The sequence below is a fragment of the Catenulispora rubra genome, assembly GCF_015356825.1.
GTDB classification, from domain to species: domain Bacteria; phylum Actinomycetota; class Actinomycetes; order Streptomycetales; family Catenulisporaceae; genus Catenulispora; species Catenulispora rubra.
Genome location: NZ_JAACYW010000271.1, coordinates 1 through 15,873, shown reverse-complemented (window position 1 = coordinate 15,873; position 15,873 = coordinate 1). Strand labels below are relative to the sequence as shown.

Annotated in this window: 14 protein-coding genes; 3 read left to right on the top strand and 11 right to left on the bottom strand. The window is 69.0% G+C overall.

Annotated elements, in window-relative coordinates:
- Window positions 1–233: 233 nt before the first annotated feature.
- Together GWK61_RS43395 and GWK61_RS43390 are read right to left on the bottom strand one after the other, a co-directional pair.
- On the bottom strand, window positions 234–1,190 hold the full coding sequence (locus tag GWK61_RS43395; protein ID WP_194918043.1) for an electron transfer flavoprotein subunit alpha/FixB family protein: 957 nt from the start codon (window positions 1,188–1,190) through the stop codon (window positions 234–236).
- Window positions 1,191–1,203: 13 nt separating this feature from the next.
- Window positions 1,204–1,983, bottom strand: a complete 780-nt coding sequence (locus tag GWK61_RS43390) for an electron transfer flavoprotein subunit beta/FixA family protein (protein ID WP_194918041.1) — start codon at window positions 1,981–1,983, stop codon at window positions 1,204–1,206.
- Window positions 1,984–2,316: 333 nt separating this feature from the next.
- On the opposite strand from GWK61_RS43390, the gene GWK61_RS43385 reads away from it, so the two are divergent.
- The 3 genes from GWK61_RS43385 to GWK61_RS43375 all read left to right on the top strand — a co-directional run bounded on the left by GWK61_RS43385 (window position 2,317) and on the right by GWK61_RS43375 (window position 4,217).
- Complete coding sequence (locus tag GWK61_RS43385) at window positions 2,317–2,718, top strand: hypothetical protein (RefSeq protein WP_194918039.1); 402 nt, start codon at window positions 2,317–2,319, stop codon at window positions 2,716–2,718.
- Window positions 2,715–3,611, top strand: coding sequence for a WXG100 family type VII secretion target (locus GWK61_RS43380; RefSeq protein ID WP_194918037.1), 897 nt, complete (start codon window positions 2,715–2,717; stop codon window positions 3,609–3,611). Before GWK61_RS43385 ends, GWK61_RS43380 begins: the two co-directional genes overlap by 4 nt.
- A gap of 114 nt (window positions 3,612–3,725) precedes the next feature.
- On the top strand, window positions 3,726–4,217 hold the full coding sequence (locus GWK61_RS43375) for a helix-turn-helix domain-containing protein (protein ID WP_194918035.1): 492 nt from the start codon (window positions 3,726–3,728) through the stop codon (window positions 4,215–4,217).
- Between the two features lie 102 nt (window positions 4,218–4,319).
- Here the strand turns inward: GWK61_RS43375 and GWK61_RS58955 are convergent, their stop codons facing one another.
- From GWK61_RS58955 to GWK61_RS43330, 9 genes are all read right to left on the bottom strand, one after another.
- Window positions 4,320–5,657, bottom strand: a complete 1,338-nt coding sequence (locus GWK61_RS58955) for a dermokine domain-containing protein (RefSeq protein ID WP_194918033.1) — start codon at window positions 5,655–5,657, stop codon at window positions 4,320–4,322.
- A 68-nt stretch (window positions 5,658–5,725) separates the two neighbouring features.
- On the bottom strand, window positions 5,726–6,778 hold the full coding sequence (locus GWK61_RS43365) for an ABC transporter ATP-binding protein (protein ID WP_194918031.1): 1,053 nt from the start codon (window positions 6,776–6,778) through the stop codon (window positions 5,726–5,728).
- Window positions 6,775–7,854, bottom strand: a complete 1,080-nt coding sequence (locus GWK61_RS43360) for an ABC transporter ATP-binding protein (RefSeq protein WP_323748024.1) — start codon at window positions 7,852–7,854, stop codon at window positions 6,775–6,777. Before GWK61_RS43360 ends, GWK61_RS43365 begins: the two co-directional genes overlap by 4 nt.
- 35 nt (window positions 7,855–7,889) lie before the next feature.
- A complete protein-coding gene (locus tag GWK61_RS43355; RefSeq protein WP_194918029.1) occupies window positions 7,890–8,891 on the bottom strand; it encodes an ABC transporter permease in 1,002 nt (333 codons plus the stop codon).
- Window positions 8,892–8,982: 91 nt separating this feature from the next.
- Window positions 8,983–10,815: an ABC transporter substrate-binding protein gene (locus tag GWK61_RS43350; RefSeq protein WP_194918026.1), complete on the bottom strand. Its 1,833-nt coding sequence runs from the start codon at window positions 10,813–10,815 to the stop codon at window positions 8,983–8,985.
- Window positions 10,816–10,877: 62 nt separating this feature from the next.
- Window positions 10,878–11,888 (bottom strand): ABC transporter permease, encoded by a 1,011-nt coding sequence (locus GWK61_RS43345; protein WP_194918024.1) that lies wholly within the window; start codon window positions 11,886–11,888, stop codon window positions 10,878–10,880.
- Between the two features lie 417 nt (window positions 11,889–12,305).
- Window positions 12,306–13,304 carry an ABC transporter permease gene (locus GWK61_RS43340; RefSeq protein ID WP_194918022.1) on the bottom strand — a complete coding sequence of 333 codons (999 nt, stop codon included), beginning with the start codon at window positions 13,302–13,304 and terminating at the stop codon, window positions 12,306–12,308.
- 167 nt (window positions 13,305–13,471) lie between these two features.
- Entirely contained in the window at window positions 13,472–15,238 is a 1,767-nt protein-coding gene (locus GWK61_RS43335) for an ABC transporter substrate-binding protein (RefSeq protein WP_194918020.1), read from the bottom strand.
- A gap of 51 nt (window positions 15,239–15,289) precedes the next feature.
- Window positions 15,290–15,873, bottom strand: a 584-nt coding sequence (locus GWK61_RS43330) for an ABC transporter permease (RefSeq protein WP_194918018.1), incomplete at its 5' end; no start/stop codon positions are given.

Below are 15,873 nucleotides of genomic sequence, written 5' to 3'. Positions count from 1 at the left end.
CACCCACCACCGCGCCCCGCGCCGCCATCGCTTCCCGGTCTACGCCGCCCTCGGAGCCCTCCTGGGCGCCGCCGTGACCGCCGGTGTCCTCCTCATCCCCGGCGGCGGGCACGGGGCTCCGGGGCCGTCGCAGGGCCCGGTGAGCACCGGCTCCGCCAGTGCCCCGAGCACGCAGAAGGCCGCCTCCCCCACCCCGGCGGGTGGGCGAAGCGGCCTCGGGAGCCGGGCGGGGACTACTTCCGCTTCAGGATCTCGTCGGTGACCTGCGGGACCACCTTGAACAGGTCGCCGATGACGCCGTAGTCGGCGAGTTCGAAGATCGGCGCCTCGTCGTCCTTGTTGATGGCGACGATGGTCTTCGAGGTCTGCATGCCGGCGCGGTGCTGGATCGCGCCGGAGATGCCGGCGGCGATGTACAGCTGCGGGGAGACCGTCTTGCCGGTCTGGCCGACCTGCGCCTGGTGCGGGTACCAGCCGGCGTCCACGGCGGCGCGGGAGGCGCCGACGGCCGCGCCGAGGGCGTCGGCCAGCTTCTCGATGATCGCGAAGTTCTCGCCGCTGCCGACGCCGCGGCCGCCGGAGACCACGATCGAGGCCTCGGTGAGCTCGGGGCGGTCGCCCTTGGGGAGCACGACCTTCTCCACGACCTTGGCCAGCTTCGCCGAGTCGGACAGGTCCACGCTCACGTCGACGCGCTCGGCGGCGGCCGGGGCCGCCTCGGGCGAGGTGGCGTTCGGGCGCATCGCGATGATCGGGGTGCCCTTGGTGACCTTGGAGTGTGCCACGGTCGAGCCGCCGAAGATGCTCTGCTCGGCGATCAGCTCGGCGCTGACGTCGACGGCGTCGGTGAGGATGCCGGAGCCGGACTTGACCGCCAGCCGGGCGCCGACCTCCTTGCCCTCGGCGGTGGCCGGGACCAGCACGGCGGCCGGGGCGTGCTCGGCGACCAGCTTGGCCAGCAGCTCGGCCTTGGGGGCGGTGACGTAGCCCTCCAGCTCTTTGTCCTCGGCGACGTACACCTTCGCGGCGCCGTACTCCGCCAGCTTCTCCGCCACTGTGCCGGATTCGTAGCCGGCACCGATGAACACAGCGCTCGGCTCGCCCAGCGCGCGGGCCTTGGTCAGCAGCTCCAGCGTGACCTTCTTGACCACGCCGTCCGCGTGGTCGACGAGGACCAGGATCTCAGCCATTTTCCAAGCTCCCTTAGATGAACTTCTGCGCGGACAGGAACTCGGCGAGCTTCACGCCGCCGTCGCCCTGGTCGGCCACCTTCACGCCGGCGCTGCGCGCCGGGCGCTGGGCGGCGTCGGCCACCGCGGTCCAGGCTCCGGCCGCGCCGACCAGGGCGGCGTCGATGCCGGCTGCGGCCGCGTCGAGCTGCGCGATCGGCTTCTTCTTGGCCGCCATGATGCCCTTGAAGGAGGGGTAGCGCGGCTCGTTGATCTTCTCGACCACCGACACCACCGCCGGCAGCGTGGCCTTGACCACGTCGTGCCCGTAGTCGGTGAGCCGGTTCACGGTGATGTCGGTGCCGTCGATCTCCACCTTCGAGGCGAAGGTGAGCTGCGGCACGCCCAGGCGCTCGGCGAGCATGGCCGGGACCAGCGAGGTGCGGGCGTCGGAGGCCTCCGAGCCCAGGATCACCAGGTCGTACTCGGTGGTGCCCAGGGCCTGCGCGATGGCGTAGGAGGTGGCGACGGCGTCGGAGCCGGCCAGCGCCGGGTCCGAGAGCAGGATGCCGGAGTCCGCGCCCATGGACAGCGCCTTGCGCAGCGCGGCGTCGGCGCCGTCGGGGCCCATGGTCAGCACGACCACCTCGCCGCCGTGCGCCTCGACGAGCTTGAGCGCCTCCTCGATGGCGAACTCGTCCATCTCGTTGAGCACCGGGTTCGAGCTCTCCCGGTCCACCGTCAGGGTGTCCGGGAGGAGCCGCTTCTCGGCCTCCGTGTCCGGCACCTGCTTCACACAGACGACGATTTTCATGATCGCTGTCCGACCTCCTGCTTGAGGGCTTCTCCGGTCTCTCCTGACGCAGCTTGCCATGGTCGGACCTGATTTCAATAAACAGAGCATCCGAACACGGGGGCAGGCCGGCGAGGCTTTCCACATATTCCGGTGCGGCCCGGCGGAAGCCGACGGTGCCGTCCGAGGGGATCGTATCCCGACAAAGTTACCGCTTGGTAGTGCCACAGGAAGCGACGCGCGTCACGTCTCGGATGGGCCGGACGGGGGAATACGTAAGGTGTTCGAGTGACTACTGGGAGAGATGGTGGCCAGGTAGGATGATCGAAACACATTGACCAGGGGGGTGGTCCGATGACCGGTCCGGGGTTCGCCTTCGAGGTGCGGCCGCCGCTGCTGACCGCGTACGCCGAGTCCCTGCACGCCCGCACGGCGGAGCTGGCCGCCGTCGGCGAGGCGGTGGCGGCGGTGCGGGTGGAGCGCGGGTGGTTCGGCAGACTGCCGCAATCGGGATTCCTGGCCGACCGGTATCACGCGCACCAGGAAGGCGTGCTCGCCGAGGTCGCGGAGCTGGCCGTGTGGCTGGCGGCGGCGACGCGCGGGCTGGCCGAGTCGGCGGGGCGCTATTCGACGGCCGATCGGGTGGTGGCCGGGGTCACGGAGGCCGTGGAGGCGGCGCTGGGGGTCGGGATCGAGATACCCGGGGCGGACGAGGCTTCCTCAGAATCTCCGCCGGACGACGGGACGCCCCGATGAGTGGCTTCGACGCCTTCGGCACCGGCTACGCGTGGGCGGTCGAGGAGCCGCCGAGACTCGACACGGCCCTGACGCCGGTGCATCGGGCGGCGCCGAGCGGGGTCGAGGGCGCGCTGGCGTCAGGGGTCGAATGGGTCCTGCGCGAGGTGGGGCTGCTGGACATCCTGGACCGCGTGACCGGCGACGCCGAGGCGCTGCACGGCGCGGCGACGCTGTGGCTGGAGCAGGCGATCGCGGTTCGCGGCATATCCGGGCGGCTGCGCCAGGACTGCGTGCCGGTCGCGGGGAGTTGGCGCGGGGAGGCCGCGCGCACGTTCGGGGCCACGATGGACGTCTACGTGGCGGCACTGGACCGGCTCGCGTCCGGGATGGCCGCGACGGCGCACCTGCTCAACCGGGCCGGCGTCGCGGCCGGGGCGGCGCAGGACGCCGTGACCGGCATCGTCACCGACGCCGCGGCGTGGGCGGCGGCCGAACTCGCGGCGACCGCGGTGGCCGATGTCCTGACCTTCGGACTGGCCACGATCGGGGGTGCGCTGGCCGAATCGGCGACGCTGGCGGGGTTCGTCGCGCGGGCCGAGCGGATATCGGCGGAGTTCGCGGTGCTGGTGGAGCAGCTGGCGACCGAGCTGGCGGAGCTGAAGGCGGCGCGGGACGCGATCGGCGCGTCGCGGGGACTCAGCGCGCTGCGGGCCTTGCGGCAGGCGCAGGGGACGCTGGGCGAGTTGGGCGGCGCGGGCAGCGTGTTCCGCAGGCTTGAAGGCGCCACGGACGCGCTGCTCGGGCAGGTGGTGGGGCTTCCGCTCGGCGCGGATGGACCGCGGAGCCTCGGATCGCAGATTAGGAGGACGATCTCGGGAGAAGCGGAATCGATCGGCGAGGCGAGGCGATAGCCAGCACAGCAAAGGCTGGCAGAGGCTAGTACTTGACACATAAGGGCAAGTACTGGACGCTACTCGTCAAGTAGTCGTAACGCGCAGTTCAGGCGGCGAGGATGGGAGTCGGTCTTGGCGAAAACATGGCGTCCCGCCCACGAGGAGTTGGCGAGGGATCTGAACCGGCTGATCGAGTCGCGGGTCCTGGGGCCGGTGGACGTGTTGTTCGGGCTCGACAAGGACCTGCGGCGGCGGGCCTTCGAGTCGGTGCTGGGCTGGACCGAGGAACTGCTGGGCCCCGACGACGACGCAGCCCGGATGACCGCCATCCGGCTGATCAGCACCCTGTTTCCGTCGGACGAGCCGTTCAACCCGCCGACGGACTGGTGGGGCACGCCGTTCGGCCGCGCCGTGCTGCTGCGCGCCGGGCACCCGAGCGCCGAGGCGGTGTCGTTCACCGTGGCGGCGGCGATGCTGGGGATCTCGCGGCAGGGCGTGCACGACCTCGCGCGGCGCGGGAAGGTGCAGCCGCATCCGGACGGCGGGGTGACGGTGGACTCGGTGCAGGCCCGGCTGAAGGAGCGGATGTTGAGCGAGACCGAGGCGGCGGCTTCGGACGGCTGACGCCTGATCGAGTTCTGATACGCAACCGCGCGGCGGGCAGCACCGCCGCGTGGTCGCGTTTCAGAACTCTGAACAACACACTCTGACTGACACTCCGACTGACTAGGACCGGCGCAGCACCACCTGGCACGGGTTGCCGGGATCGTCCGAGGCGCACAGGACAAGGTCCGGGCCGGCCTTGTAGACGTCGAACCAGACCGAGTGGGACAGGTCGCCGTCGATCTGGAGCCGCACGCCGGAGTGGCCGCCCGGGCTCTCGGAGTCCCACGTGCCGGCCGAGGCCGGTACGCCGTCGCCGGCGCCGAGGCCGCCGCCGGAGAGGGTGCCCGCGGTGTACGTGCCGTCGCCGTGGAGCGCCACGGACATCCCGGAGCGCGAGTGCCAGGTGCCGAGCAGGTCGCCGTCCGAGGCGACGGAGGCCGGTTCGGCCGTGGACGAAGGTGCCGCGAAGCGCCACACCGGGCCGCCGATCGCCACGAGCACGGCGAGCAGAGCCAGTGCGAGCCGGCGCGAGGCGGCCAGATCCCGGCGACGCCAGGCCACCGCGATCGCCGACGCGGCCATCCCGGCGGGCCAGAAGAAGGCAGTCACGAGGCACGCGAAGCACCACACGAGGAGCCGGGGGTGCCAGCGCGACACCAGCCCGAACAGGCCCACGCCGATCGCCCACACCGCGCCGACCAGATAGAACGCGGTCCAGGGGCGGCCGTCGGGCAGGCGCGGCATGTCAGGGTTCACATGCGCGCTGTCGAAGAACACGCGGTAGACGTAGAACACGGCCAGCCCGGCCCAGAACAGCACCCCGAGACCCACCAGCGCGCCGACACAGACCAGCGCGCCACGCCGCAGGCCGGGGCCGAGCGCGACACCGGTGACGACCGCCGCCTCGCTCTGCATGCCGAAGAAGGGCTCGTCGCCGCCGCCTTGCGGGTAATCACCGGCCGAGCCGCTGTCATAGCTGTAGTCACCGGCCGAACGACCGCCCTGCGCATCGTCGCCGCCCCAGCCGGCGCCCTGCGCACCATCACCGGCCGAACCGCCGCCATAGGTGTAGTCGCCAGCCGAGCCGCCACCCTGCGCATCGTCGCCGCCCCAGCCGGCGCCCTGCGCACCATCACCGGCCGAACCGCCGCCATAGGCGTTGTCGCCAGCCGAGCCGCCACCCTGCGTATCGTCACCGGCCCAGCCGCCGCTCGGCGCACCGTCACCGGCCGAACCGCCGCCGTAGACATAGTCGCCAGCCGAGCCGCCACCCTGTGTACCGTCGCCGACCCGGCCGCCGCCCTGCACGCTGTCACCTGCCAAACCGTCACCGGTCAAGCCCCGGCCGGCCTCCTCGGCGTCCGCAAAGACCTCGTCGGTTGTCGAGTCGGTTATCGAGTCGGGTGGCGAGTCGGCTATCGAATCATCGGCGTGCGAGCCGGCATCGGTGGAGAACACCCGCCCCACAATGCCGAAAGCCCGGCGGGAGCGGAAGCTCCCACCGGGCCGGTGGCCGACGGCCGGTGTTACACGTTCTCCGGGAAGTGGCACGCCACCTGGTGCGCGACGCCGGCCTCGGAGACGGAGCCGATCTGCAGCAGCGGCGGCTCGTCCGACTTGCAGATGTCCTGCGCCTTCCAGCAGCGGGTGCTGAAGCGGCAGCCCTTCGGCGGATTGATCGGCGAGGGCACGTCGCCGGTCAGGCGGATCCGGTCGACCTGCCCCTCCGCGGTCCCGGCCTTGCGGTCCGGGTCCGGGATCGGCACCGCGGACATCAGAGCCGTGGTGTAGGGGTGGTGCGGACGGACGTAGATGTCGGCCTGGTCGGCGATCTCCACGATCTTGCCCAGGTACATCACCGCGACGCGGTCGGAGATGTGGCGGACCACCGACAGGTCGTGCGCGATGAACACATAGGCCAGGTTCAGCTCGGCCTGCAGGTCCTCCAGCAGGTTCACCACCTGCGCCTGGATCGACACGTCCAGGGCCGAGACCGGCTCGTCGGCGACGATCAGCTTCGGCCGCAGGGCCAGTGCGCGGGCGATGCCGATGCGCTGCCGCTGGCCGCCGGAGAACTCGTGGGGGTAGCGGTTGTAGTGCTCCGGCGACAAACCCACCAGCTGTAGCAGGTCCTGGACGGCGCGCTTGGTCCCGTTGGGCGTCTCAATACCCTGGATGTGGAACGGCGCACCCACGATGGTGCCGACCGTGTGCCGCGGGTTCAGGGAGGACTGCGGGTCCTGGAACACCATCTGGATGTCCCGGCGCAGCGGACGCATCTGCCCGCTGGACAGGTGCGAGATCTCCCGACCCTCGAACTTGATCGACCCCGAGGTCGGCTCCAACAACCGGGCCAGCAGCCGGCCGGTGGTGGTCTTGCCACAACCGGACTCGCCCACCAAACCCAGCGTCTCTCCGGGCCGGACCGAGAAGTCGATCCCGTCCACCGCCTGCACCGCACCGACCTGACGCTGCAGGGCGCCACGCTTGATCGGGAAGTGCTTCTTCAAACCCGACACGCTCAACAACGCCTCGGGATCTGCCACAACCTGGTTCTCGGGAGTGGTTTCGGTGCTCACAACGTCTCCCGAATCTGCTCGGTGAAAATCTCCCGCCGCCGGGCCGGATCCATATGACAGCGCACAAGATGCCCCGGGCTGGTCTCAGCCAGCAACGGAATCTCCGTGTCACTACGCCCACCGGTCTCACCGGTGTACGGGCAACGCGGATGGAACGCACAACCAGACGGCACATTGATCAATGACGGCGGATTGCCCTGAATCGGCGTCAACCGATCGGCACGAGCCCGGTCCAACCGCGGCATCGAACCCAGCAAACCCCACGTGTACGGGTGCTCCGGCCCCTTGAACAAATCATGCGCCGGACCGTACTCCACCGCCTTACCGCCGTACATCACCATGATGTCGTCAGCCAGCTCGGCAACGACACCCAGGTCGTGCGTGATGATGATCAGCGCAGAGTTGAACTCCCGCTGCAGATCCCGCATCAGATCCAGGATCTGCGCCTGCACCGTCACATCCAGAGCGGTGGTCGGCTCGTCGGCGATCAGCAGCGACGGGTTGCAGACCAAGGCCATCGCGATCATGGCGCGCTGCCGCATACCGCCGGAGAACTGGTGCGGGTAGTCGTCCACCCGCGTGTTCGGCTGCGGGATCCCCACCAGTTCCAGCATCTCGATCGCCCGCTTGCGGGCGACCTGCTTGGACACGTGGTTGTGCACCCGGTACGCCTCGATGATCTGCGCACCCACGGTGAAGAACGGATGCATCGACGACAGCGGATCCTGGAAGATCATCGCCATCTTCTCGCCCCGCAACCGCCGGATCTCGGCGTCGCTGGCGGTCACCAACTCCTGGCCGTCCAGCCAGATCTCGCCGGTGATCCGCGCAGCGTTCTTCTTCTTCTGCGCCGAACGGTGCAGACCCAGCAACGCCAGCGAAGTCACCGACTTACCCGAACCGGACTCACCGACGATACCCAGCGTCCGACCCCGCTCCAGCCCGAAGGACAGGCCGTCGACGGACTTCACCACGCCGTCGTCGGTCGGGAAGTGGACGGTCAGGTCACGGACTTCCAGGAACTTCGACGGTGCCGGGCTCTCCAAGACCGGCGTCGTCTCCTCAGTGGTGGACACGGTTCACACCGTCCTTTCGGTCTCGATAAAGGTGCTCACGAGAGCCTCACCCGGGGGTCGATGACGGCGTAGAGCATGTCGACGATGACGTTCGCCGCGACGATGAAGAACGCCGCGAGGATCGTCACGCCCATGATGATCGGGAGGTCGTGCTGGCTGATGGCGTCGTAGCCGAGCTTGCCCAGCCCCGGGAGGCCGAACACGGACTCGGTGAGGATCGCGCCGCCCATCAGGGCGCCGACGTCCATCCCGAACAGGGTGATGATCAGGGTGCCCACCGGGCGCATCGCGTGCCTGTTGATGACCGTGCGCTCGGGCAGGCCCTTGGCCCGCGCCGTGCGGATGTAGTCCTCGTTGAGCACGTCGAGCATCGAGGCCCGGGTGAACCGCGCGTAGCTGGCGGCGTACAGGGTGGCCAGCGAGATCCAGGGCAGGAGCAGGTTCTTCGCCCACAGCACCGGATCGTGCGTGAAGCCCACGTAGTTGATGTCCGGCAGCCAGTGCCAGTTGTAGACCACGAACAGGCGCAGCACCGCGGCGGTGAAGTACACCGGCAGCGAGATGGCGGCCAGCGCGACGAGCATCGAGGCGCGGTCGGCCCAGGAGCGCGGGCGCAGCGCGGAGATCCGGCCGACGGTCACACCGGTGACCAGCCAGAGGATCGGCGCGCCGATGGCCAGGGACAGGGTGACCGGGAACCGGTCGGCGATCAGGTGCCCGACCGACAGGTCGTTCTTGAACGAGTAGCCCAGGCACGGCCAGGAGCACGTCGTCTTGTCGGGACCGTTGTCGAAGTGGCGAGCGTGGAAGAAGCCGCCGAGATAGTCCCAGTACTGCTGCAGCAGCGGGTGGTTCAGCCCAAGCTTGATACGGATCCCTTCCAGCGCCTCGGGGCTGGTCAGCCGGCCGGCGAACAGCGCCGCGGGGTCGGAGCCGGTCAACTTGGGAACCAGGAAGAACAGGCCGAACGTGATGAGGCTGACGGCGAGCAGCACAGTCACCGCTTGGATGATGCGGCGGATCAGAAATGCGATCACGGGAGGCGGCGGCGAGGGCCGGCAAGTCGGGGTGCGACCCGCCGGCCCTCTTTTGCCTTCACCTGCTTTCTACCAGGAAGAAGGGGTCTGCTTACTTACCGTCGTTCACGCCCATGCTGTCGAAGTCGTACATCCCGAAGGCGTTCGTGATGTAGACGTTGGTGACGCGCGGGTTGTGATAGGTCAGTGCCTTGTCGTACGTGAAGGGCAGGTAGTACGCACCGTCCATCAGAGCGTGGTCGATGGTCTGCACGTCCTTGGCCTTCTGCGCCGCGTCGGTCGTCGCGGTCATGTCGTCCAGCGCCGCGTTGACCGCCGGGTCGTTGACCTCGGGCCAGTTGCTGTTACCGCCGGCCTGCAGGATCTTGCGGCCGTCGGCGATGGCCGAGAAGAAGCCGAAGCCGGTCGGGAAGTCGGCGCCCCAGCCGGCGACCATGATGCCCAGGTCCTTCTTGTGGACGTTGCTCGGGGTGCCGATCACGGTGGAGTAGTAGGTCGACGAGTCGAACTGCTGGATGTCCGCCTGGATGCCGACCCGGGCCAGAGCGGCCTGGAGCGCCTGCGCGACCTTCGGGCCCTTGCCCTTGTTGGTGGTGGCGATGTTGGTGTGGAAGCCGGTCGGCTTGCCGCACTTCGCCAGCTCCGCCTTGGCCTGGGTCAGGTCACCGGTGTTGTCCGCACCCGAGGGGTAGTCGTTGAACGACTGGTAGCCCGGCAGGGTCGGGGGCGCCACGGTGGTGGCGATGTCGCCGCCGCCGATGGGGCCGCCGCGCGCGGTCTGCAGGTCGACCTTGTTCGCCGCGTACTCGATGGCCTTGCGGCAGTCGACGTTCGACAGCTCGGGGACGTTCGGGTCCAGCGCGAACATGCGGGTGAAGCCGGTCAGCGGGGCGTCCGCGGACTTCTTCAGGTTCGGGTCGCGCAGGATCTGGGTCTGCGCGGCCGACTGCACGCCGGTGGACTCGATCTCGATGTCGCCCTGACCGGACAGCAGGCGCTTGTCCATGTCGTCGCTGTCCAGGCCCTCGGTCAGCACGATCTTGTTGACGAGCTGGTGGTGGATGGTGTCGGTGCTCGCGTCCCAGTTCGGGTTCGGCACCAGCACGACCGACTTGTTCGGCTCGTAGCTCTGGATCTCGTACGGACCGGTCGCCTGAACGTGGTTGGCGTACTTGGCGCCGCCGGTGCTCGGGTCCTGGTCGAACTTCTCCTCGACCGGCGCCGCGGACGGGAGGGTCATGATGTAGTCCCAGTCCGAGTACGGCGCGGACAGGTTGAAGACGATCGTCTTCGCGTCCGGCGTCTGGACCGACTTCAGACCCAGCTTGTTCGGGTCGGTGTCCTTGTACGGGCCGGGGTAGTTCTGGCCCTCGTCGAGCATGTCGTGCAGGTAGGTCGGGCCGCCGGGCAGCACGTCCTGCGCGAAGTTGCGCTCGACGCCGTACTTGATGTCCTTGGACGTGACCGGGGTCCCGTCCTGGAACTTGACGCCGTCCTTGAGGGTGTAGGTGATGGTCTTGCCGCCGTTGGTCACCACGCCCTTGCCGGTGGCCAGGTCCGGCACGGCCTTCGTGCCGTCCTCGCCGGGCTTGGCGTCGAAGCCCATCAGGCTGCGGGTGAAGAACCGCTGGAAGTCCCACGAGTACGCGTAGTAGGTACGCGTCGGGTCCATCGAGTCGAAGTCCGCCGTGGCCAGCAGGTTCAGCGTGCCGCCCTTGGCGGTGGAGGCGTTCACGACGCCCTTGGTCGAGGCGTTGAACGCGGCCGCGACGTTGCCCTGGTCGCCACCGGCGGTGGTGGGGGCCACCCCGCCGCTGGTCTTCGCGGCCGACGGGCTGCTGCTGGACGAACCGCAAGCGGCGACGGCTATCGTCAGCACAACGCTGGTGGCTGCGAAGGCCACCTTGGATCGCCGATTAGACATCGGTTGCTGATCCCCTTTCGTGGATGAATTGCTTTGCGTTGCTGGGTCGTGCTTGATGTCGCTCAGCGGCCGGCCTTGGGGTCGAACGCGTCGCGGACGCCGTCGCCGAACAGGTTGAAGGCCAGGACGGTGACGAAGATCGCGATACCTGGGATGAACAGGTATGCCGGGTCGTATTCGTAGTAGTTCAGCGCGTCGTTGAGCATGCCGCCCCACGAGGCGTGCGGCAGCGGGATGCCGACGCCGAGGAAGGAGAACGCCGCCTCGGCCAGGATGTTGGCCGGGATCTGCAGCGAGGTGAAGACCAGGATCGGGGCGATCAGGTTCGGCATGATCTCTTTGAAGACGATCCGCAGCTCACTGGCGCCCAGGCTCCGGGAGGCGTCGACGAACTCCTTCTCCCGCAGCGTGAGCACCTGGCCGCGGACGATGCGGCCGAAGTAGGCCCAGCCGAATCCGCCGATGATCAGGACCAGCAGCACGACGTGCAGCCACAGGTTGTTCAGGCCGAAGGCCGTGGTGGGCATGCCGGAGACCAGCGCGATGCCGAACAGCACGACCGGGAAGGCCAGGAACACGGCCATCAGCCAGTTCACCGCGCTGTCCACCCAGCCGCCGAAGTAGCCGGCCAGCAGGCCCGCGACCAGGCCGAGGATCACGGTCAGCACGGTCGAGGCGAAGGAGATCAGCAGCGACCACTTGGCACCCTCGACGATGCGCGCGGCCAGGTCCCGGCCGAAGGTCGGGTCGACACCGAGCCAGTGCTGGGCGCTGAGGCCGCCGGCGGTGCCGGTGGGGAGCGTGGTGTTGCCGTCGATGAGGGCGGAGTGCGGCAGCTGGGGCCCGCCGCCCAGATGCGGGTAGATGAGCCCGGAGAACAGGCCCAGCAGGCACATGAGGACGACGACGACGCCGGCCGTCATGGCGACCCTGTCCCGCTTCAACCGAGTCCAGGCGATCTTCGTGAGCGAACGGCCCTCGATCGCCTTCGCCGCCGGAGTTCCGGGTTCCGGCGTGCTCGGTTCGCCGAAGTCGTCGTGCAGGGTGGAGGCGTCCCCTGGCAGCGTTGTCATGTGAATCCTCGGTGGTCGTCTGACTCGGAAGGCCTTGTGAGCGCACCGGAGAGCCAGGCAGGGCGGAGTCGTGATCGCGTCACGCCCGGCGGCCGCGCTAACGTCACGCCGGTGGTATTGCACATTGCACTGTCGGGCCGGGGCCCTCCACAGGAGAGTGGCGCCTCGGCCCCCGGCTTGGCTAGGGGGTTGAGGCAGCCTTGTCCGAACTGTGATCAATCCTGGATCGGCCGGTCACCGAGCCATTTCGGGGTATCAGAGGGCGCGATCGCCACCTTAGGAGTGGGTGGTAACCGCCCCTGAGGTTAACGGGGTGTTACCCGCGACAGACCGCATCCTTAGGCGTTTGCCCCTTGACAGACGGTGCCTTAGAGGGGAAGTGATCGCCCGCCTAAGGTAGCCGCGGGCCCGGCTGCGTCAGTCCAGCCGGACGCGCGGATCCAGGACAGCATAGGCGGCGTCGACCGCGAAGTTGGCGACAACGATGAAGACCCCTGAGAACAACGTGACGCCCAGCACCACCGGCAGGTCCTGGCCGTCCACGCCGTTCTGCGCCAGATCCCCGATGCCGTGCAGCCCGTAGATCTTCTCGGCCAGCACCGCGCCGCCCAGCAGCAGGCCCAGGTCCATGGCGAAGACCGTCGCCACGGTCGGGAGGGTGGTCCGCAGCGCCTGCCACAGCACCCGCCGGGGGCTCAGGCCCTTGGCACGCGCGGTCCGGATGAACTGGCCGGACAAGGCCTCGATCATGCCCGAGCGGGTGAGCCGCGTGTAGAGCGCGAAGTAGCCCATCGCCAGCGTCACCCAGGGCAGGGCCAGGTGGTCGGCCCACACGAAAGGGTTGTGCAGGAACGAGTAATAGGTCACCGAGGGGAACAGCCAGGTGAGTTCGGCCCGCGCCAGCGGGCCGATGAACACCACCGGCAGGCAGACCCCGAGCAGCGCGGCCACCCGGATCGCGCGGTCGGCGAAACCGCCGCGGGCCACCGCCGCGAGGGCGCCGGAGGCCACGCCGAGGACCAGCCACAGCACCGCCGCGCCGACCGCGATGGAGACCGTCACCGGCAGCCGGTCCAGGACCAGCGCCATCACCGACTCGTGCAGCCGCCAGGAGTAGCCCAGGCAGGGCGCCGAGCAGTGCGCGGCGCCCGATCCCGGCGGCAGGCTCTCCCCGGCCACCAGAGCTCTGAGATAGTCCCAGAACTGGACGTACAGCGGCTGGTCCAGGCCCAGCCGGTGCTCGATGAGCGCCAGCTGCTCCGGCGAGGGGTCGCGGCTGGCGAACTGCGCGGCCAGCTGGTCGGTGCTGCGCCCGCCGATCCCGGGCACGACGTAGAAGACCGCGAAGGTCACCAGGACCACGCCGAGCATGAGCATCACGGCGGTGACGGCCCGGCGGATCAGGAAGGTCGTCATGCCGCCGCGTGCTCCCCTCGTTTCACTGTGGTTTCGCCGCGCGCCCGGGCCGGCTCCGGCCGCGGCATACCGGGGTGTACCGGGTGTACCGGAGCGCTTCGGAGTAGGCGGCGGGGCGCGCGGAGCAGGTCATCTCGTGCCCGGGCAGGTCGCGTCAGGCCCGCGGGTCACTTCACTCCCAGGACGGCCAGGTCGTAGCCGCCGGAGCCGGCCTGGTTGATCATCACGTTGGTCAGCCGGGCCGAGCGGAAGCGCATGACGTGCCGGTCCATCAGCGGCACGACCGCGGCCAGGTCCATCACGCGGTGGTCGATCTTGACCCAGTCCTGCTGCTGGGTGCTCGGCTCGACGCTGGACAGCGCGGCCTTCTCCAGGTCGTTGACCGTCGGGTCGTCCAGGAACGCGTAGTTCTGGCTGCCGGTGGCCGCGATGCCGTTGACCGTGACCAGCTGGTCGAGCATGCCGTAGCCGGTGAGCCAGTCCGGGCCCCAGTTGGCCAGGCACATGCCCAGCCGGTGCGCCTTGGAGTAGGCCTCGTTGCCGCAGTACTGGCTGTACTGGCCGAACGGGAACAGCGTGACCTGGGTGTTGATGCCGACGCCGGACAGCGAGGACTGGATCGCGGTCGCGGCGTTCTGCAGGTCGGGGGCGTTCGTCTGCGCGGCGATCTTGAAGGACAGCGCGCCGTTGCCGTCGAACAGGCCCGGCGAGCTGGCCTTGCACTGCGCCAGCAGGCTCTTGGCCTTGCCCGGGTCGTAGGTGTAGGTCGGGAACGGCACCGCGCCGGGGATGCCGTTGGTGAGCAGGTTGGTGGCGATCGTGCCGCCCCACTGGCCGCCGAGCTGGTTCAGCACGGTGTTCTTGTCCACCGCGTACTCGATCGCCTGCCGGCAGGAGACGTCCGGGATCACCTGCGTGTTGATCGAGGAGTAGGCGATCGAGGAGTCCGCGGCGTCGTCGGTCTCCGACTTCAGGACGTTGTCCTGCAGGACCTTGGCGTGGTTGGCCACGGTCAGCGCCGAGCCCAGGTCGGCGTCGGCCTGGCCGTCCAGCAGCCGCTGGTCGCGCTCGGAGGAGTCCACGCCGAGCTGCACGTCGATCGCGTCGGCCAGGGCCTGGTGCATCTTGTTGGGGTCGGAGACCTGGTTGTAGGCCGGGTTCGGGACGAGCTTGATCTCCTTGCCCGGGTCGTAGCTGGCGATCTTGTAGGCGCCGGTGGAGATCGGCTTCTTGCTGTAGGCGACGCCGGAGTCCTTGGCGTCGGCGGTGCGCTCGACCGGGGCGGTCTGCAGCAGGGTCATGACGTAGTCGAACTCGCCGAAGGCCTGCGGGAGGTTGAAGGTGATGGTCTGCGCGTTGGGCGTCACGATGATGTTGTCGAACATCTTGTCCCCGGACTTGTACACGTCCAGGTTCGTGAACCGCGGGTCGTTCGGCGGGGTGAGGATGTTGTGGAAGTAGGTCGGGCCGTTGCCGACCAGCACGGACCAGTTGGCGCGCTCGATGGCCCAGCGGACGTCGCCGGAGGTGATCGGCGTGCCGTCCTCGAAGGTGGCGCCCGAGCGCAGGGTGTAGGTCCAGGTCTTGCCGCCGTTGCTCTGCTGGCCCGGGCCCGTGGCCAGGTCGCCGACGATCTGGTTGCCGCCGGGGGTGTGCTCGTAGGCCATCATCGGCCGGGCGAAGAGCCGGAACAGGTTCCAGGTCTGCGCGGAGTAGGTGATCCCGGGGTCGAGCGAGTCGAACGACTGCGAGGAGATCAGGTTGATGGTGCCGCCGGTCTTGGTCGACGGGTTCAGCACCTGCTTGCTCGCCAGGTCGAAGCCCGGTCCCATGGCCGAGGTCCCGGACGCGCCGCCGCCGGAACCGCAGGCGGACAGGACCAGGGCGAGCGCCGCGGCAAGGGCCCCCGCGCGGATCGCGAACTTAGGTATCACAGCGGTTTCCTTCTTCATGGCCGGCGATGGCCGGCGTCGTGCCGCGGAGCGTCACTGCGCAGTGGGATCGGTGGCGTTCCGCAATCCGTCGCCGAACAGGTTGAACGCCAGCACGGTGATGAATACTGCCATGCCTGGCACGATCAGATACTCGGGGTCGGTGTACACGGTGGAGACCGCGTCGGTCAGCATCTGGCCCCACGAGGCGGCGGGCGGGTCCAGACCTATGCCCAACGCGGACAATCCGGCTTCGAAGATGATGTTCGCCGGAATGAGCAGCGTGGTGTAGACGAGGATCGGCGCGAGCAGGTTGGGCATCAGCTCCCGCCACACGATCCAACGGGTCGAGGCCCCCAGAGCCCGGGCCGCGTCGACGAACTCCCGCTCGCGCAGCGAGAGCACCTCCGCGCGCACGATGCGGGCGATGTAGGGCCAGTTGAAGAAGCCCATCACGAAGATCATGATGGCGATCCGCAAGGCGTTGCCGGACAGGCCGAAGGCCTGGTCGGACAAGGCCCCGGTGAGCCCGAGGGCGAAGAGCATCAGCGGGAAGGCCAGGAAGACGTCGGCGATCCGCATGATGACCAGGTCCACCAGCCCGCCGAGATACCCGGAGACCACCCCGAGCCCCACCC

What these genes read in the sequence shown, in the direction of transcription:
- GWK61_RS43395 (WP_194918043.1), bottom strand. Translation starts at nt 1,190, where the DNA reads ATGGCTGAGATCCTGGTCCTCGTCGACCACGCGGACGGCGTGGTCAAG.
- GWK61_RS43390 (WP_194918041.1), bottom strand. Translation starts at nt 1,983, where the DNA reads ATGAAAATCGTCGTCTGTGTGAAGCAGGTGCCGGACACGGAGGCCGAG.
- GWK61_RS43385 (WP_194918039.1), top strand. Translation starts at nt 2,317, where the DNA reads ATGACCGGTCCGGGGTTCGCCTTCGAGGTGCGGCCGCCGCTGCTGACC.
- GWK61_RS43380 (WP_194918037.1), top strand. Translation starts at nt 2,715, where the DNA reads ATGAGTGGCTTCGACGCCTTCGGCACCGGCTACGCGTGGGCGGTCGAG.
- GWK61_RS43350 (WP_194918026.1), bottom strand. Translation starts at nt 10,815, where the DNA reads ATGTCTAATCGGCGATCCAAGGTGGCCTTCGCAGCCACCAGCGTTGTG.
- GWK61_RS43345 (WP_194918024.1), bottom strand. Translation starts at nt 11,888, where the DNA reads ATGACAACGCTGCCAGGGGACGCCTCCACCCTGCACGACGACTTCGGC.
- GWK61_RS43340 (WP_194918022.1), bottom strand. Translation starts at nt 13,304, where the DNA reads ATGACGACCTTCCTGATCCGCCGGGCCGTCACCGCCGTGATGCTCATG.